The 16,695-nt window shown below is 59.7% G+C and carries 14 protein-coding genes and 3 pseudogenes; 4 read left to right on the forward strand and 13 right to left on the reverse strand.

What is annotated here, in order from left to right; all coding sequences use genetic code 11:
• Position 1: 1 nt before the first annotated feature.
• The 7 genes and pseudogenes from cmr4 to TC41_RS11885 all read right to left on the reverse strand — a co-directional run bounded on the left by cmr4 (position 2) and on the right by TC41_RS11885 (position 7,863).
• On the reverse strand, positions 2–895 hold the full coding sequence (cmr4, locus tag TC41_RS11860) for a type III-B CRISPR module RAMP protein Cmr4 (RefSeq protein ID WP_014465303.1): 894 nt from the start codon (positions 893–895) through the stop codon (positions 2–4).
• On the reverse strand, positions 892–2,139 hold the full coding sequence (locus tag TC41_RS11865; protein WP_014465304.1) for a type III-B CRISPR module-associated Cmr3 family protein: 1,248 nt from the start codon (positions 2,137–2,139) through the stop codon (positions 892–894). Before TC41_RS11865 ends, cmr4 begins: the two co-directional genes overlap by 4 nt.
• The gene (gene cas10, locus TC41_RS11870; RefSeq protein ID WP_237699932.1) at positions 2,136–3,977 is read right to left on the reverse strand and encodes a type III-B CRISPR-associated protein Cas10/Cmr2; all 1,842 of its coding nucleotides are present in this window, start codon (positions 3,975–3,977) and stop codon (positions 2,136–2,138) included. The genes TC41_RS11865 and cas10 overlap by 4 nt, the downstream gene beginning before the upstream one ends.
• 5 nt (positions 3,978–3,982) lie before the next feature.
• Positions 3,983–4,177, reverse strand: coding sequence for a hypothetical protein (locus tag TC41_RS16930; RefSeq protein ID WP_237700138.1), 195 nt, complete (start codon positions 4,175–4,177; stop codon positions 3,983–3,985).
• 549 nt (positions 4,178–4,726) lie between these two features.
• Positions 4,727–5,428: pseudogene (gene cmr1 / locus TC41_RS16935) on the reverse strand (type III-B CRISPR module RAMP protein Cmr1); the annotation flags it as partial.
• 117 nt (positions 5,429–5,545) lie between these two features.
• Positions 5,546–6,754, reverse strand: a complete 1,209-nt coding sequence (locus TC41_RS11880) for a TM1812 family CRISPR-associated protein (RefSeq protein ID WP_014465307.1) — start codon at positions 6,752–6,754, stop codon at positions 5,546–5,548.
• A gap of 14 nt (positions 6,755–6,768) precedes the next feature.
• Positions 6,769–7,863, reverse strand: coding sequence for a hypothetical protein (locus TC41_RS11885; protein WP_049784374.1), 1,095 nt, complete (start codon positions 7,861–7,863; stop codon positions 6,769–6,771).
• Between the two features lie 178 nt (positions 7,864–8,041).
• On the opposite strand from TC41_RS11885, the gene TC41_RS11890 reads away from it, so the two are divergent.
• The gene (locus TC41_RS11890; protein WP_041695416.1) at positions 8,042–8,236 is read left to right on the forward strand and encodes a hypothetical protein; all 195 of its coding nucleotides are present in this window, start codon (positions 8,042–8,044) and stop codon (positions 8,234–8,236) included.
• 130 nt (positions 8,237–8,366) lie between these two features.
• Complete coding sequence (locus tag TC41_RS11895) at positions 8,367–9,545, forward strand: MFS transporter (protein WP_014465311.1); 1,179 nt, start codon at positions 8,367–8,369, stop codon at positions 9,543–9,545.
• On the opposite strand, the gene TC41_RS11900 is transcribed toward TC41_RS11895, so the two are convergent.
• A complete protein-coding gene (locus TC41_RS11900) occupies positions 9,521–10,027 on the reverse strand; it encodes a LabA-like NYN domain-containing protein (RefSeq protein ID WP_014465312.1) in 507 nt (168 codons plus the stop codon). The genes TC41_RS11895 and TC41_RS11900 overlap by 25 nt on opposite strands.
• Before the next feature lie 89 nt (positions 10,028–10,116).
• The gene (locus TC41_RS11905; RefSeq protein ID WP_014465313.1) at positions 10,117–11,316 is read right to left on the reverse strand and encodes an ROK family protein; all 1,200 of its coding nucleotides are present in this window, start codon (positions 11,314–11,316) and stop codon (positions 10,117–10,119) included.
• Positions 11,317–11,496: 180 nt separating this feature from the next.
• Here TC41_RS11905 and TC41_RS11910 point away from each other — a divergent pair, with 180 nt between their 5' ends.
• Positions 11,497–12,612, forward strand: a complete 1,116-nt coding sequence (locus TC41_RS11910; protein ID WP_014465314.1) for a HAMP domain-containing protein — start codon at positions 11,497–11,499, stop codon at positions 12,610–12,612.
• A gap of 17 nt (positions 12,613–12,629) precedes the next feature.
• Positions 12,630–13,928 carry an ABC transporter substrate-binding protein gene (locus TC41_RS11915; protein ID WP_014465315.1) on the forward strand — a complete coding sequence of 433 codons (1,299 nt, stop codon included), beginning with the start codon at positions 12,630–12,632 and terminating at the stop codon, positions 13,926–13,928.
• Positions 13,929–13,935: 7 nt separating this feature from the next.
• Here the strand turns inward: TC41_RS11915 and TC41_RS11920 are convergent.
• From TC41_RS11920 to fmdA, 4 genes and pseudogenes are all read right to left on the reverse strand, one after another.
• Positions 13,936–14,978: pseudogene (locus TC41_RS11920) on the reverse strand (aliphatic amidase).
• A 15-nt stretch (positions 14,979–14,993) separates the two neighbouring features.
• Positions 14,994–15,179, reverse strand: a complete 186-nt coding sequence (locus tag TC41_RS16940) for a hypothetical protein (RefSeq protein WP_237699933.1) — start codon at positions 15,177–15,179, stop codon at positions 14,994–14,996.
• Between the two features lie 22 nt (positions 15,180–15,201).
• Positions 15,202–15,315, reverse strand: a pseudogene (locus TC41_RS17320) (FmdB family zinc ribbon protein); the annotation flags it as partial.
• A 6-nt stretch (positions 15,316–15,321) separates the two neighbouring features.
• Positions 15,322–16,503, reverse strand: coding sequence for a formamidase (gene fmdA / locus TC41_RS11930; RefSeq protein ID WP_148260205.1), 1,182 nt, complete (start codon positions 16,501–16,503; stop codon positions 15,322–15,324).
• Between the last annotated feature and the right edge of the window lie 192 nt (positions 16,504–16,695).

Below are 16,695 nucleotides of genomic sequence, written 5' to 3' on the forward strand. Positions count from 1 at the left end.
TTCAGTCCACCGCCCTCTCAGGCCCGAAGATGAGTAGGGACTGCCCGCAGCCCGTCGTCGGGTTGCCACCTATTTGCGTAACCACCCGCCCGCAAAACGGACTCGCCAAATCGCTCCCTTCCTCGCGCCTCGGGTTATCCACCGACACGAGTCCAACGAGCACGGACTCCGGCGGCAGGGACTCCTCGTACCAAAGCGCCCCTTGGGCAACGGTGCCATTGTCGCCCATTCGAATGTGTGCGTCCACCTGCGTTCCATGCTCAGAAAAGAATTGAAACAGTTGATCATGGACGACGACGAAGCGATCCACGAAGGTTTGACGCCAGTCCTCGTCGTCAAATAGGATTTCCGCAATGCGTCGGCCGATGGATGTTGTAACGTCGCAGTTCTCCGACTTCAGGCAAAAGTCCAGAAGGTACAGGGAAGGTTCCGGATTCGACGGAAACGTGAATGCGAGCTTTGAGCTGTTTGAAACCAACACCCGATCGGTTTCGACCGCGCGTGACAGTGCGGGAATTTCAACACCTGTCAGCGCCATGTCCCGCGCCAGGCGCTGCAGGATGAGGGGGCAAGTCACATACGCATAGGTTCCAATCATGCTCGCGACCGGCAGACACACCAGGCGGGCATCCGTGAACGTCGCGATGCCCGCCCGCTCCTGCGTACCGAACACCCGCTCGACCTCTCTCAAACCGTCTTGCTCCGGCGTACCCTTTTGTCGACACTTTCGCTCCCATTCATCGCGAAGAACACCTTTGATGGAGGTGCCCGGCAGGTACGGCCATCCTGTCACCTTTTCCCGCACGATAGGTAGGTCCACAAATCCCGTGCCTTGTCCCGCCCCGACATGGATGGGCGAATACGCATAAACCCAGTACGTCTGAATGACGGTCACAGTACATCCTCCCCCCACGCCCAGTGTCCTGCGGCGACAACGCCGAATCCATCGCGAGCGTCCTGCGGATCATCCGCCACGGAAAACCACCATAAATCCAGAGGCCGGATCGGCCGATAGGCGTCCTCGTTCAAGACGGTGAAGAAATATACGCTACCCGCGGGAACACACTTTCGCATGGGCTTCGGACCACGCGGTTCCGCGAGACTCCAACCCGAGACGGGAACAAATCGAGGCACCACGGCCGTTTCGAGCCTGACGCGCAGATGAGTGCCCGGCAGTTCCCCCTCCAGGCGGTCATCGAGCCACTTGGGCAACCATCCTCGTGCAAACGGACACGGCGTCAGGAACACCAGGCGAAGCAAGTCGCCGCTGCGGTAAGGCTCGGCGAGCGCCGAGCTACTGCGCCATTCGCCCGGCACAGGTTGTCTCGCTTCTCTCCACGTCACGCGCGCCAATCCACGTTCCCCACCGAGATGGCCTGCAACATCCGAGCGACTCTGAAAGACGTCCCCGACCTCGTCCGGAAGTTCAACCCAGCAGGCGATCCGCTCATCATGTTGAAAGCGGAGGCCGGAGGTAGAGAACAGTCCTCCCGTCTTTCGCTGTCCGCCTTCCATCTGCACGTGCGTGCGCCACTCCACCGCTGGGCCGGATCGGAAATGAAGAGAGCGCTCGCCACTCGCTTGCCTCGCCGTTTCGAAGCCAAGGTATGAAGCCAGAGCTGATGCTGGATCTGCGGTGGATGCCTCGAACCCATTGGATTGGACGTGATCGAACGTCATCCATCGGACATACGCTTCGAGCGACCAAAAAGCGGGGGGCGCGATGGGCTTATCCGCACCAGGCGGACAGGCGAAAGCGCTGAGCTGACTCAGATCGGTCCCGGCGTCGGGGCCCATTCGTTTGGGAATCATGGCGCCCACTTTGATGCCATCGCCCGTCCGCGCCATCCACACGTCCCGCGGAGCGGGAACGAAGAGGTTCGGGAACCCTGATTCTCGCATGACTGCAAGCATGGGGCCCTGCACGGAGATCTGTTTCAAGAGCTCAATGTGGTCGTCCGTAAAAGCGGGCCCGCCCTTGGACATCACAGAACCCACCAGTGTGCGCACGGCCCCCGCCGTCGTCGGAGGGAGAGGCCATGACAGCGTGCGAAGCGTGCGGTTCTCGCCACCGAAAGGCCGTCCGTCCCTGACTACCAAACGGTCGAAGGGCTCAAACAGGATCCAACCCGTCCTCACGTGTCCACCTCCTCGCCGGCGCGGATCTCAACGTTCTGCCACGCCTCAGGTTCCGCGTGACTTGCCAACCAGTGACCAAATTTCAACCACGAAGCGCAATCCTGAAGCGCGGCGGTTGCCGCTCCATCCTGCAGAGCCTGCCGCGCGAGGAGACGCGATCGAAACAGTGAGGTGATGTCGTCCATGACGTCGTCGGCAAGCCGGCGCTCACCCGCCACCGTCCGCCGAGACAGTGCTCGCCGCAGTTCACCCGCCACGATGTCCTCGTCCGCGGCGCCGCCGTACAGGCGACCAATCTGCTCAAGGACATATCCTGTGGTGTGCGCAATCTCCGACCTCTGATGCCACGCGGCCAGCCGCTCCATGCGCGGCACAGGGTCTTCGTCCCATCGGCACCGAACCCGAATCGGATCGCCGCCCGAACGCGTTTGTACGAGCACGCAGAGACCATTTCGGTCCGGCTCCTTGGCCTCATGCTCCGCCTGTTGCGCGAGTTGGCGAAGATAACCCAGGTCTTCCCGGCAATATCCAATGGCGATCCCAACAGACAAAGAAGGCTTGTCACTCGCGACGGCGGATGCCACCTTCTCTTCGAAAAGCTTCCGCAGTGCGTCTGCAGCCCGCAGGCAAGTTTCGATGGGCAGAAACGCGAACACGTCGTCGCCTCCAGCGTAGACCGGAACCCCACGGTGTTGGACGATCACGTCCTGCGCCCGCCGCGCGAACTCCGACACGCGATAGCTGAAGTTCGAGTGGTCGTCGGGAGTTGTCAGTCGGTCGATTTGAACGCCCATCCGATCTCCATCGGCCATCAACACGGCGAGATAGGGCTGAGGCGAGCGTCCCCGAATCTCTCGCAACCGAGTCACCACGCGCTTTAACTCATCCGCTAGACCGGGATACTGCTCCTGTAACTGCCGGAACTCTTCTTGCTCAAAAAAGCCTTCCAAGAGGGCCTTCCCATCGTATGGGAAGTTTTCGTAATGATCCGGCACATAGACCTCGGATCCGTCGCGGCCCCTCGCGGATGACACTACGTCCAATTCAGGTGCCTCTATGAGGACGCGTTCCAATGTCTCGGAGACCCGCCCGAGTTGCACTCGAAAGCGCTCGTCGGAGATGCCCGCCTGAATCCAGCTGTCTACAGCGACGCGCACGACCGATGGGTATGGCCGTTGACCACTCAGACGCTTGATGAGCCCCATTGCGTCGAGGGCTTCCCCGAGTCGGATGCCCATTCTCCGCAGCGCACGTTCGATTGAGGCGTCGTTCGTGGAGATACGGAGAACCGATTCTCGAACGCCGTCCAAGCTCGATTTTGGCACTCGCGCCCCTTCGTTGGGATTAAAGTTCCGAAGCATCTTGCGGGCCGCCAGAATGCCTTCAACGCGCCGCCGGTCGCGATCGTATGTACCCGTCATCGGCACCCACGCCGCGTAGAATTCGAGAAAGTCATCGACCTGACGGTAAAAGAACGCTTCGTCAAACACATCGCGGCAGGATGAAAGCTCCCTTTGCAGGGCTTGAACTGCTGTTTGTGCCTTTTCACGTAACCACGTGGTAGCAGCTTGATGAGCCCGGTCCAGGACACGAACCACGGACTCTCCTTCGAGCACGGCCAGGATTTTATTCGCGACAGCCTGAGAGCCGCTCAAGCTCTCCTTGTGCGGGAAGATGAGCGTGGCACCGTCATCCACGAGGCTTGTTGCGACGCACTTGGACACGTCGGATAGCAAATAAGATCCGAACCACAGATCTCGTGTTCGACGCGCCGCTTGGACGAAATCCTGGACAGGACCGAGTGCGATAGAAATAAGATACTTCTGCAAAGAGACCACGTCCTTCAACCAGCGTCAGAACGATAGAGAACCTCAAAACCTTGCTTCCGCACATGGCGAAGAAAATCGGCCAACGCGTCACCCGTCTTCTCGAACCGCACCTCGCCCCCCTCCAGGGCCTTAAAACGGTCTTCCATCGCTGAGAGCGCGGCTGTCGCGGGCACGGGGATCGGAGTCATCGAACCTACTTTCAGAGACATTCGAACAAATCCGTGCTCCTGGTGCGATGGCAGCGGGGACTCGAGCCAAACGCACATCGGGTAGACGGCGTCGCCGATGCGGACCGGTCTCAAGATGAAAGGACTGGGAAGTCGGCCCAACAAAGGATTCGCACTTTTGTCCGGCCTCAGTTCGGCGTTCGGCGTCGACTCACCCTTGAATTGGAATATAACTGGAAGACCAAGCACGGCACGCGGAAACCTTAATGCTCCGTTCTCCGGGTTGCCTCGGCCGCGATGAATGGCTCGGATGACGCTGGCCTCGGGCCACGGGGTCTTCGTGAAACTACGCGTTGGCCCGTTCTTCGGCTGTCTGGGTTGTCGATATTGCCGCAGCGGCTGTAAACAGTCCTCCCACGCCTCCCACACAGCCGTTTCCGACGTGTTTCTCCGCCGATGTGGGTTCGACGGTTTAACCAGTACGGCGCATACGGCAGGCTGACCTGCGGATGGATGCGAACGCAGGTGATCTCGAAGCTCGTCCAAATGACGCGGAACACCCGGGACATCATCGGAAATCAGCGCCCCAAAACCTCTCCGCCAACGCATGCCAAGTCCCCCAAAATGAATCCATCTCCAGAGAGCCTCACGAATTTCCTGGTCAACTTGACATTTTGCCTCGTCCGAGAGATGGCGAGCCCAGGGATTCCAAGCGATCGTGACGCGAAAGGACCCCATGCCGACTTCCGACATAGCGCCCGGTGGATCGTTCTTCTGCTGCTGCAACGGAAAGGCAGCGTAAGCCATGGACAACGACCCACTCTTGTCGCCCTGCACCTCCATGATAGAAGCCAAACCCTGAACGACGTCCCTCGCCCTCTTATTCCTGACATTGCAAGACTTCCACTCGTTGTTTTGCACCTGCACAGCCACCAAACCGGCCCGGCTGGGACTCCCCCAAATCGCATCTTCTCGCAGACGCAGCTGCTCTACGGGATCAAGCTCTGCGATGGGGATAACACGGAGACGCGTGGACTTGCTGGTATTCTTGCTGGCTTCCTGATGGCGCAGCCCGTCAATCCACCTGTCCAGCGGCCCCGGCTGGGACACCGTTCGCCACCAAAACCGAAGATACCCCCGCACCGTCTCACCGCGTACAGGGTGACTCGGATCCACCCGCTGCGACCGAATCCCCGCGCCAATTACGGGCGTGAGTGTTCGAATAGAGGCGCTCGCGATACACTTCGGGCGTTCATCGATTTGAGGAAGTTGAATCTCCGGAACCTTGCTCATCCGACGTCTCCTCTCGCGTTTGCATGAACTCCAACAGCCTATCCATCGGCGCGACAATCGCAGTTCGAAACGTCTGCTCAGACGTGTTCTGGACGCCACACTGAAAAAATCCGTGATTTAACTGATTGCGCAAATTCGAAACGTCGGAGATATCGCCTGAGAAACGCTCCAGAAAAGCACGGGCCGCATTCCATCGGTCTTCAGCAACCCCTTCCAGCTTAACGTCGTCCTGGGGGGGGGCGCTTGCGGCGCGCTTGACTTCGACTGCTGCGCCTTTCCATGTGCCCACCGAAGCAACTGTTCGCGAACTTTGTCGTTAAAAACGTCCACACCCGCCAGTTCACAAGCGTGAGTCGCGTACAACTCTCTCATCGTCGTGTACGCCTGGTGAATCATGCCGCGATCCAGGTACCAGCGGACCATCGCAAGCATGAGTGGCACCCACTCCGCCTGGCATAGTGGCTCAATTTGCTCCCGCGCCTGATGCAGAATTCTTAGCAGCGGATAGAAACTGGCTGCAGCCTCCGCGGGCTCGGCGAAACGGCGCTGACACTCATCCAAAGCGTCGAGAGCCTCCCTGGCAGCACAAGATACCTCGTGATGCTTCGTAAGGCGCATCGTTTTCCACAAGACATTCCACTTGCTAGCAAACTTCTGAAGCGGCGATAAGAAAGAGGCTTGCGTTGGACTTCTCCTCGCGACGGAACTTTGAATTTCCCTCACCAAGCGCTCCACACCGCTCGCGTCCGGGCCCTTGAGAGCACGGGACATCTCAAGAACCCACTCCTGCAATTGTGCAAGGGCTGTTAGGTCAAGGACGTCACCCGTGTCAGCACCATAAAGAATGAGATCCAATTGGATCCCTTGGATGACGTACGTGTAATGCAGCAACGTGAGCACGAGCATCGGGAAGTATCGAAAGGAGTGTGTAACGTCCACAGCAATGTGCACGTCCGCCCCTCTTTCCGACGCTTGGGCCAACATGCCTACCAACGTATCGAAATTGCGCCACACACTTTGATCACACGGCTCTTGGTCGAACCCCACCTCGTGAATGGCGATTCCCATGCGTTCGGCCTGAGTGTAAAGTTGATCGTGAAGCGTCGCCTCGCCTTCTTCGGGCGGTTTTACCCAGTTCTCCCGAGCTCGTTCGGTCAACACCACCCAAACTTCATTGGGACGAAATGGGATTACCCCGCGCCGCATCCACTCGAGCGCCGTAACCTGAAAGTAACGGCTGTTGGAGACCTCGTCCTCCCATCTGTAGTCTACTTTTCGAGGTGAGCTTCCCCCGACAAACGTGAGAAAGATGTTTTGGGCAGCCATCGTCTTCCTCCTCTTCAGGATCTCACGCTTGGACTCCAAAGCTCTTCGACGTCGTAACCATCTCCCGTCCGAACGACTTTCACGCGCTCGTAGGCGTACCGATGAGCTTTGGGCCTTCGCAGTTGCCGCTCGTATTCGTCATGGTTCGCGTAGGCAGCATAAACGCGCTGAACGATGCCCTTTTCATAAAAGAGTCGGTACGGGTTGTCGCCGTCGTCGAACACGAAGTGGCCGTTTTTCAACTCCGTTTTGCTCTCCCTCAATTGAGGATCTCGCGCGAATTTGAAGATTCGGTCACGCAGCTCGGAAGAGTTGATCACCGCCTCTTTCACTTCCTTCGTCATATCCACCACAGCGGCATCATGCTCAAACGCGAAGAGCAGCAGACTGCCCGTGCCGTTCAACGCGCACACGTCATCGACTTCGTCGATGTATCCGAGCCGCAGCAATCTTTGATACTCCGCTCGATCTTTCCATTCTCCCACATTTGCACCGTAGCGCAGGTGAGCGAACACCTCATAGTTGGCCTCTACGACGCGAGTGTCCAACTCAAAAGGCAATGGATGCATGACGAGGATGGAAGGGCTTTGCTCATACTTGTATATCAAGGGCAGGTGGTAGATGAACGCCATGGCTGAAGTGTATGGCGTGATGGCTTTATATCCGGAGGTCACGTTGATGAGCACGGTTGGATCGTTGGGATCGTTCGGAAACTCCTCATCCACGATCTTGTGAATTCTCTCCAAGAACGACGGCAATCCTTTTCTAAGAAAGGCGACGCTATCATAGGGATCCAATCCTTGAATTCGATCCTGCTTTTCATTGAAAATACATTCGCCACCCTGCTCTTCCGTGACCTGCTGAATGGCCTTTGCCGCGAGGACCGCTTCATGAGAATCCGGCACGAGCAGGTGATGCTCAATGTAGTCCTTTTTATAGGCCGGTACATTCTGCGCACCACGATAGATGGACATCTCAACGGACCTATGTGGATAGGCCGTCAGGTTCGCAACCAATTGAGGATACGCATGCTCTCCCCATTGCTCCTTCGGAATGCCATTCCACGCCGACACACCGACAACCGAGATCAGCCGACGCCTCTTTGGCACGCTCGCTCACCCACTCACATGAATCACCTGATCGCCATGCAAAATTCGACGAGAACATCCGAAATCCTTCCTCATGTCGACAACATTTTCTGATTGAGCCTCGCCACGGAAAGAATGACGCGACCGTCCTCCCACTCCCGCGCTATAATGAAACCGTTACCGAATCGAGGTGAGGCGCATGAATCGGAACTGGCTGCGCATCCTCTCCATCGCCATCCCGGTGGCATGCCTCGTGGTCTCGGCCATCACGGCGCGCTGGGGTCTTCTTTTCCTGTGCATCACCCCTGCGTTTCTCCAGTGGGGCTTTGGCATCGGGGAGCGCAAGCGGAAACACGGCGATGATCAACAAAACCCGCCATGGGGCGGGTCATGAACGGCGATCTTTTCGCTTGTCGCGCTCCGCTTGCGCACTTCTCCAGATAAATAAGCCCAGCATCGCGAGGCCCAGAAGTTCAAACATCGCTTGCATGACACACACCTCGCATGGAAAGGATGGCCGCCCCATGGGCAACCGCATCCCGCTGTTTTACGCCGTGACGGCACTGTACTGGTTTTCGACCTACACGTACGTGCCGCTTCTGTCGCCGTACGTCGTTGCCATCGGGGGATCGCTCAGCATGGCGGGGATGGTCGTAGGCTCCTATGGCTTCTCGCAGATGCTCGTGCGGGTGCCCATCGGCGTGTGGTCCGACAAAATTCGCACCCGAAAGCCCTTCGTCATCGCGGGCGGCGCCATCGGCATGCTGTCGAGCCTAGGCTTCGCTGTAACTCATTCCGTCCTCTGGGCGCTCACGTTCCGCCTTCTCGCCGGCATCGCAGCCGGTTGCTGGGTCGTCTTCACCGTGCTCTACGCGAGCTATCACCAACCCGACGAGGCGCCGAAGGCGATGGGCATCCTCAGCTTCTACACTTCCATTGGCCAGCTCGCGGCATCGACGCTCGGCGGCGTGATGGCCGAGCGATACGGCTGGCACGCGGCCTTCTGGCTCGGCGCCGCCGGTGGACTCGCGGCCACCCTCCTCGCCTGTTTCATCGTCGACAAGCCTCCCGCGCGCGATCAAGCCGGCATCCGCGTCGGCGACATGCTGACGGTCGGGCGGGATCGCATTGTCCTCGGCGTTTCGTTCCTCGCGGTCCTCGCGCAGGTCGTCACCTTCACCACGATGTTCGGATTCACGCCGGAGCAGGCGACGCGCCTTGGGGCGAACAAGGCCGATCTCAGCTGGCTCACGCTCGCGGCCACGCTCCCAAACGCCATCGCGTCGTACTTCAGCGGCAGCTTGTTCTCGCGCTGGATGGGCGAGCGGAACGTGGTGGCGAGCGGATTTGCCATCGCGGCGCTCTTTACGGCGGCGATTCCACTCTGCCACGCCCTACCGCTTCTGTACGTCACCCAAGCCGTGAACGGCTTTGGCCAAGGACTGTGCATGCCCGTGCTCATGGGCCTCGCTATCCGCCACATCGAGGCGGGCCGCCGCGCGACGGCGATGGGCTTCTATCAGGCCATCTACGCCGTCGGCATGTTCGGCGGGCCCGCCGTTGTCGGTTGGCTGGGCGATCACGCCGGCCTCAGCCGCGGCTTCCTCGCCGTCGCCGCGACGAGTGTGATCGCCTGCGCCCTAACCTTCGCGCTTGCACCCAGTCGCGCGTCGGCATCTCAGGTCATCACGCGCTCCAGCTGATCGCGCAGCGTGTTTACGTCGATGAAGTGCATCCCGGCCACCATGCGGAGTTCAGACGCGATAAATCCGGCGGTGGAGAGCACGATGAATTTTTTGCCACGGGCCCGCAACAGCTGGAGGGCCCGCTCAAAGTCGCCATCTCCACTGACCAGGATGGCCATGTCGTAATTGTCAATGGTATTGAACATGTCCAGCACAATCTCGATGTCCAGGTTGGCTTTTCGCGTGATGGACCCGTCCTCCTGGACGATTTCCTTGATGTCTTTGGTCACGATGGAGTACCCGCTGTACGCGAGCATGTCCAAATACTTCTGCTCCCGGACGTCGCTCGGAGAACTTCTACCTATATAGTAGAACGCGTCCACCAGTTCGCCTTTGCTCTTGGCCCACTCCAACAACTTCTGCGCGTCGATGGTCCACTTCAGTTTGTCTCGCTGCATGTAGTAGTAGTTCGCACCATCGACGAAGAGCGAAACTCTCATCTTTCGATGACTCCTTTTCTCTGGTTGGCTCGGCGCTTACGCTGTGGTGCAAACCAGGTTGCCCAAGTCCCTGTGTCGAAGGGGCGCGATCACGTCGGCATCGGCTCCATAGCAGAAGCAAACAACGTCTCGTGCACGGCGAGGAGCGAGGCGCCGATGGCCACGGCGTGCTGACTCCCCACGCGCACGGGGATCTGCTTGTTTTGGAGCAGCGCGCGGTGCTTGATGACGCGCTCCACTTCAGGGAGCACGAACGTGGCAGCGCGCGCCACACTCCCCCCGAGGATGACCTCGTCGGGGTTAAGCAGGTTCAAGAGATTGGCAATACCAAGGCCAAGATGCTGCCCCAGCGAATGAAACGCGCGAATGCACGCGCGATTGTCGTTCTGAGCCTGTTCCAGCGCCTGCTCGAGCAGCGATTCGCGCACATTCAACGCGGACAAATCCGCGCCGGCTTCGCGCAAATACCTCATCAGACCGCGCTCGGAAGCGTACTCCTCCCAACATCCGTAACTTCCACACATGCACGCTGAACCCATGGGATTGATGGTCATATGGCCCGCCTCGCCCGCGATGCCATCCCGGCCGCGGTATAGCTTTCCCTCGATGACGATGCCGGCCCCAATGCCGAGTCCCATGTTCACAAACACGAGGTTTTTGAGCTTCATGGCGTGCGCCATGTACTCGTTCCAGGCGCCGCAGTTGGCGTCGTTATCGAGAAAGAGCGGGATATCGACGCTCCGGCCGAGATCGGCGAGAATCTCCCATTCGCCGACAAAGGCGCTCGGGAGGTAGTACACGGCACCTCGGCGGAAGTCCACCATGCCCGGAAGCGCGAGGCACGCACCGAGGAGTCCGTACGGGCTCGGAGGAGCCGCGGCGATGGCCTTCCGCAGCTCCTCCTCAATCGCCTCGAGCAACACAGCTCGCACGTCCTGCGCCTCGGAAAGCCCTAGGGCCCGCACCTGGCGATACACCGGCTCGCCGCGGATGTTACACACGACCGTCGTCATGTGCGACAGTTGTACGTCCACGCCGATGGCGTACGCCGCATTGGCGTTGAAGCGAAGAAGGATGGGCTTGCGTCCGCCGCTCGACGATCCATACCCGACCTCGAGCACCAACTGCTCCGCAATCAACTCATCCACGATATTCGACACGGTGGCCTTGTTAAGGCCGGTCATCTGCGAGATGTCGATGCGCGAGGTGGTCCGGAGATCGCGAATCAGCTTGAGGACCGTGGCGCGGTTCATTCGGCGCATGGCCGAAGCGTCGACGTTGGCGTGCAACCCTCGGTCACCCCTCGAATTGGCGGCCCCATTGCCTCGCATGGCGGACGATGCGTCCGTCTATTGCAAAGCCCCGCGGAATGCCCTAGCATGAAGGTCATAGAATGCGAGAATGGCACGTTACGTATCAGTATACGCCGTCCGGCGGTTGAACAGAAGTGGGACGGAGGAGGAGCCCGCTTGACCCTGTTTCGCAAACTCGTCATCCTGTTCAGCGTCGTGATCCTCGGCACCCTTTCCGCCACGCTGACCATCGTCTATTTCAAGAGCCGCGAGAGCATTATCGATCTATCGAAGGAGAAAGCGGTTTCTATTGTCCAGACCATCGACTCGGCGCTCCTCAGCGACGTCCCGGACTATCAGTTCGAATCCGTGCTGCTCAATCTGAAACGACAAAATCCGGATCTGGTTTCGTTCGACATCTACAAATTAAATGACTTTCTGTACGACATCGCGTCGACGGATCCTCGCCGCATCGGCAGCCAGGCGTCCCCTTCGAGCACCATCGCGCTCGGCGAGCGGAGAATCCTCACATCCCTCGAGGGTTCCACTATCGATCTCGTCGTGCCCCTCACAGGCTACGCCGGCATGCAATACAGCGCGAACGTCCGCTTGTCCATCGCGTCAGATTTGGCCTCGTTGCAGAGCCTCCTCACGGACATTCTGGTGGCAGGCGCCTGCGCCTTGCTCGTGGCCGTCGCGTGCGCGTGGTTGTTCACGCGGCAGGTGCTGTCGAAGCCACTGCAGTCCATGATGGACGCGGCCAACGAGATTGCTGCGGGCAATTTTTCCGTGACGCTTTACGCCTCACGGCGCAGGGACGAATTGGGAAGCCTCGCGCGCGGCTTCGAGCGCATGGCGCGGAGCCTGCAACAGCTGGTGTCTCAGATGGGGGAGACCGCGGAAGAGCTGTACAGCGACTTCAAGCAACTCATCGAAAATGGCGACTACACCGCCCACGGCGCGCTGCACATGGCGGACGTGTTGCAGCACGTGCGCGACGGGATCGAGCGCGTCATGGCCAACGTGCGCCAGTTGGACGGGCACCTTGCGGAAGCGGCAGCAGCAAGCGCAGAGACGCGCCGGTCACGGAGCAACGAGCCGGATTTCGAACCCATGCGGCGGACCGTGAGCCGGCTCATGGACGACCTCGCGCAGGTGATGCGCGATCTCGACGGCCTGTCCACGACAGCGCGGGGGCAACTGTCCGCGGTGCAGCAGGTGAACCGGACGGCCGGCCGGCTGAGCGAGCGCGCGAGCGAGCTCCATCAGCTGATGGCGAGCTTCGAAGTGTAGAAGGCGGAGGTGGAAGCATGGCGCAGCGGAGATTCGCACAGGTGGCGGGTTGGAGCGCGCTGTGCCTCGCGCTGGCGGGCTGCGGAGCGGCGGGCCAACACGTTGGGCCCACGCCTCGTCCGGTGTCTCAGGCACAGGCGGAGCAAGATGTAGAAATTTTCAGCTGGTGGACGGCGAAAGGCGAGACCAACGCGCTCAACGCCCTCATCTCCGTCTTTCGCTCCCGCTATCCGCGCGAGCACATCGTGAATGAGGCCGTGGCGGGCGGTGGCGGCGACAACGCCAAGGCCGTGCTCGCGAGCCGGATTACCGCGGGCGATCCGCCCGAGACCTTTCAGGTCCACGTCGGGCAAGAACTGATGGTCTGGGTGAAGGCCGGAAAGATGGAACCGCTCGACGCGCTGTATCGCGAGCTGAACCTCTACAAGGTACTGCCCAAGGTCGTGATGGACGGTGTGACGTACAACGGCCACGTCTACGCCGTGCCCATCGACGTGGAACGAGGAAACGTGCTCTGGTACAACGCGCGCGTGCTCAACAAGTACGGGCTCAAGCCGCCCCAAACGTTTGATCAGTTGCTCGCGGACTGCAAGGTCCTCAAGGCGCACGGCGTGACTCCCATCGCCTATGGAGACCGGGATCAACTGGGTTCCGTGATGCTGTGGGAGGACGTGCTACTCGCGACCGCAGGCCCCAAGACCTATAACGGCATCTGGAACGGCACAGTTCCCATCTCGTCGCCCGTGATTCGCAAGGCGTGCGACAATTTCCTGCAGTTGCTACCCTACACCAACGCCGATCACGCCCAGTTGTCGTGGGATGGCGCATGTGGGCTCGTGGCTTCGGGCCAGGCGGCCTTCAACGCGATGGGCGACTGGGCCAAGGCGTATTTCGTGGCCAGCGGTTGGAAGGAAGGACGAGACTTCGGCTGGACGCCGTTCCCAGGCACGGGCGGTGACTTCGAGTACATCATCGACACGTTCGGCATGCCCAAGGGGTCCAAAAATCCCGAAGGCGCACTCGACTTTCTGCGCGTCGTGGCGTCTCGCGAGGCAGAACGGCAATTTAATCTGTGGAAGGGATCCATCCCGCCGCGAACCGACGTGTCCCTCGCCGGCTTCGACGCGTATAGTCAGGCGTCGGCCGCGGCTTTCCGCAAAGATGCGCTTGTCCCGAGCCTGGCCAACGGCGAGGCTGCCAATCCTGCGTTCGAGCAGGCGGCAGCCCAGGCCATCACAATGCTCATCAACACCGGCAATGTGAGTCAATTCATGCAACTCCTGAAGCAGGCCGATCTGGCCAATCCGGTGCCGTGAATTCACCTCACCCCACGGGTACGCCAGATGTCTTCGCGCGGATGGGCGCGTACGGGCAGTCGTCCGTGTCGAGCGTGGTCCGCGTGAGCGCTTCGACGTTGGCCCGCGCGATCTCCGGCGAAGTCACCCACGTCTTGTAAAAGTCGAACGGGCACTCGCAGACGCCGCGATTGCCATCACCGGAATACAGATAACCGGCGTATCCTCGATGAAGAAGTTTGAAGAGATGGTTTTGGGCCTGAGCCGTTCGCCGGAATTCGCGGATTTGGGAGATGGAGATCTCCGCGTACTGGACGCCGTACTCCTCCGTCCCGCATTCCCCGAGCGTCCTTCCGTCGAAGCCGATGATGGCCGAGTGCCCAAAATAGGCGTAGACCCCGTCGAATCCTGTGGCATTCGCGACAGCGACGTAACAGTTGTTCGCCCAAGCCATGGCCTTGGCCATAAGGATCTGTTGCTCCTTGGCGGGATACATGTAGCCCTGAGGCCGCACGATGAGTTCGGCCCCTTTCATGGCACAGTCCCGCCAAATTTCGGGATAGTTCCCGTCATCGCAGATGATGAGGCTGATTTTGATCCCCTTGGGACCATTGGAGACAAACGTCTCCTGTCCCGGGTACCATGGTTCGACGGGCGTCCACGGCATAATTTTCGATACTTTTGCACGATCTCGCCGCGATCGTTCACCAGAATGGCCGTGTTGTACGGCCACTTGCCTGGGTGCTCTTCGTGTCGCTCCCCGGTCACGGAAAACACGCCCCACACCCCGTGCGTCCGGCAGGCGTCACACAACACGTCGGTCTCCGGGCCGGGGATGGAAGCGGCCGTCTCGAACATCTCCTGTTCGTCATACATAATGCCGTGCAGGCTGTATTCGGGAAAAACGACGAGATCGAGCCCTGGGTAACCGAGTTTCAATCCCCCAATCATGTCGGCAATGCGCCTGGCGTTGTCCATCACTTCCTCGCGCGTGTGCAACCTGGGCATCTTGTAGTTCACCACCGCAATGCCGACGGTGTCTCGACTGCTCACGATATCTCCGTGCCGCATGGAATCGTCCCCCTTTCATTTCGTCACATGTTCACCCGTGCACGTGGCCCAACTGCCAGGGCCGGCCTGCGCGAGCCGTGGCGTGGCCATGGCGATGGCCTGCGTGCGGTCCGCCTTGCAAAGGTGGTTGGTCTCGAACGACGCAAACGGGCCCTTTCCCGCCACCCGACCGCGCGCGGCGATCAGCCGACACCGCGGCACCCACATAAAAGGAAGTGAACTGGCGAAGAGCCATCATGCCGCAATACGGACAGCGCGCGGTGGAGCCGGCCTCCTTCATGGGTAAGTCGCGATCGAACGTTCCACAGGTTTCGCACGCGAAGCGGTAAGTTGGCATCCTGCCTCATCCTTTCGGGCGAATGTCGCGATCGAAAATGGCGGTGGGGATGGCGAGCGTACAGCAGGCGTTCGGGACGTCCACGATGCCGCTAATGCGTCCCTCGACGGGAGCAACGCCGAGCAACATGTAGGCTTGCTCCGCCGTGTAGCCGAAGCGCTGCAGATACTCGATGGCATTGAGACACGCGCGTCGGTAGGCCACGTGCGCGTCGAGGTACAGCTGCTCGCCCGTTCGCTCGTCCACCGACACACCCTCAAACACCAAATATTCCGAAAATCTAGGTTCCATGGGCCCCGGCTCAAACACTGGATTGTGGACAATCCCGTATTTCGCCATGCCGCCTTTGATCACATCGACGCTCATCTCGATCCAGCCGCTCATCTCGATGGCTCCGCAAAACGTGATCTCGCCATCGCCTTGGCAGAAGTGAAGATCGCCAACCGAAAGCTTGGCGCCCTTGACGAACACGGGGAAATAAATCCGGCTCCCCTTCGACAAGTTCTTGATGTCGCAATTGCCGCCGTTTTCGCGGGGCGGGACCGTGCGAGCGGCTTCCTTGGCGACGCGATCGAACTCGGCGCCTCGCAAGGTGCCGAGTACCGCACTCCGGGGATCCGGCAAATTGGCGAGCGCAGGCACCCGATTCGGGTCCTTCGCCACAAGCTGTCGCTCGCGGGCGTTCCACCGATCCAGTAGTTCCGCCGACGGCGCGACGCCGATGAGGCCTGGGTGAATCAGCGACGGGATGCGGACCCCCGGCACGTGGCGGCTCACCGCGTAAATTCCTTGAAAGTCCCAAATGGACTTGAGCGCCTCTGGAAAGTAGTCGACGAGAAACCCTCCGCCGTTCTCCCGCGCGAAAATGCCGTTGAACCCCCATTCCGCGCCGGGAAGCGGCCCCATATCCAGCAAGTCCACCACTAGCAGGTCACCAGGCTCGGCCCCGTCCACGTAGATGGGGCCGCTCAGGACGTGCACTCTGCACAGGTCCACATCGCGAATGTCGGACGGATCGTCGTTGTTTTGAATCTGACCGTCGGTCCAATCCTTCATCTCAATGCGGAACACGTCACCCGGTTTGACGCTCACGACAGCAGGGATGTCCGGATGCCAGCGGTTGTGGCCGGGGACATCCTGTTGGTCCATCGGCTTAGTCAGGTCGACGCGAAAGAGAACGTTCGACAACCTTACATTCACCTCACTCTCTCGAGATGGAACAGGTCCATTATCACTTGAAGAGTGCACAACATGTCAATGTAACTTACCTAACACATGCTCATGATAACGTTTACTCTTTGATTTTCGTCAATTTGTATGACAAAAAAGGTTGCTTGGGCTTGTGGAGACGTGATACGGTTCAAAACACAGACAATTTTG

Origin of the sequence: Alicyclobacillus acidocaldarius subsp. acidocaldarius Tc-4-1 (assembly GCF_000219875.1) — a bacterium.
GTDB lineage: Bacteria > Bacillota > Bacilli > Alicyclobacillales > Alicyclobacillaceae > Alicyclobacillus > Alicyclobacillus acidocaldarius_A.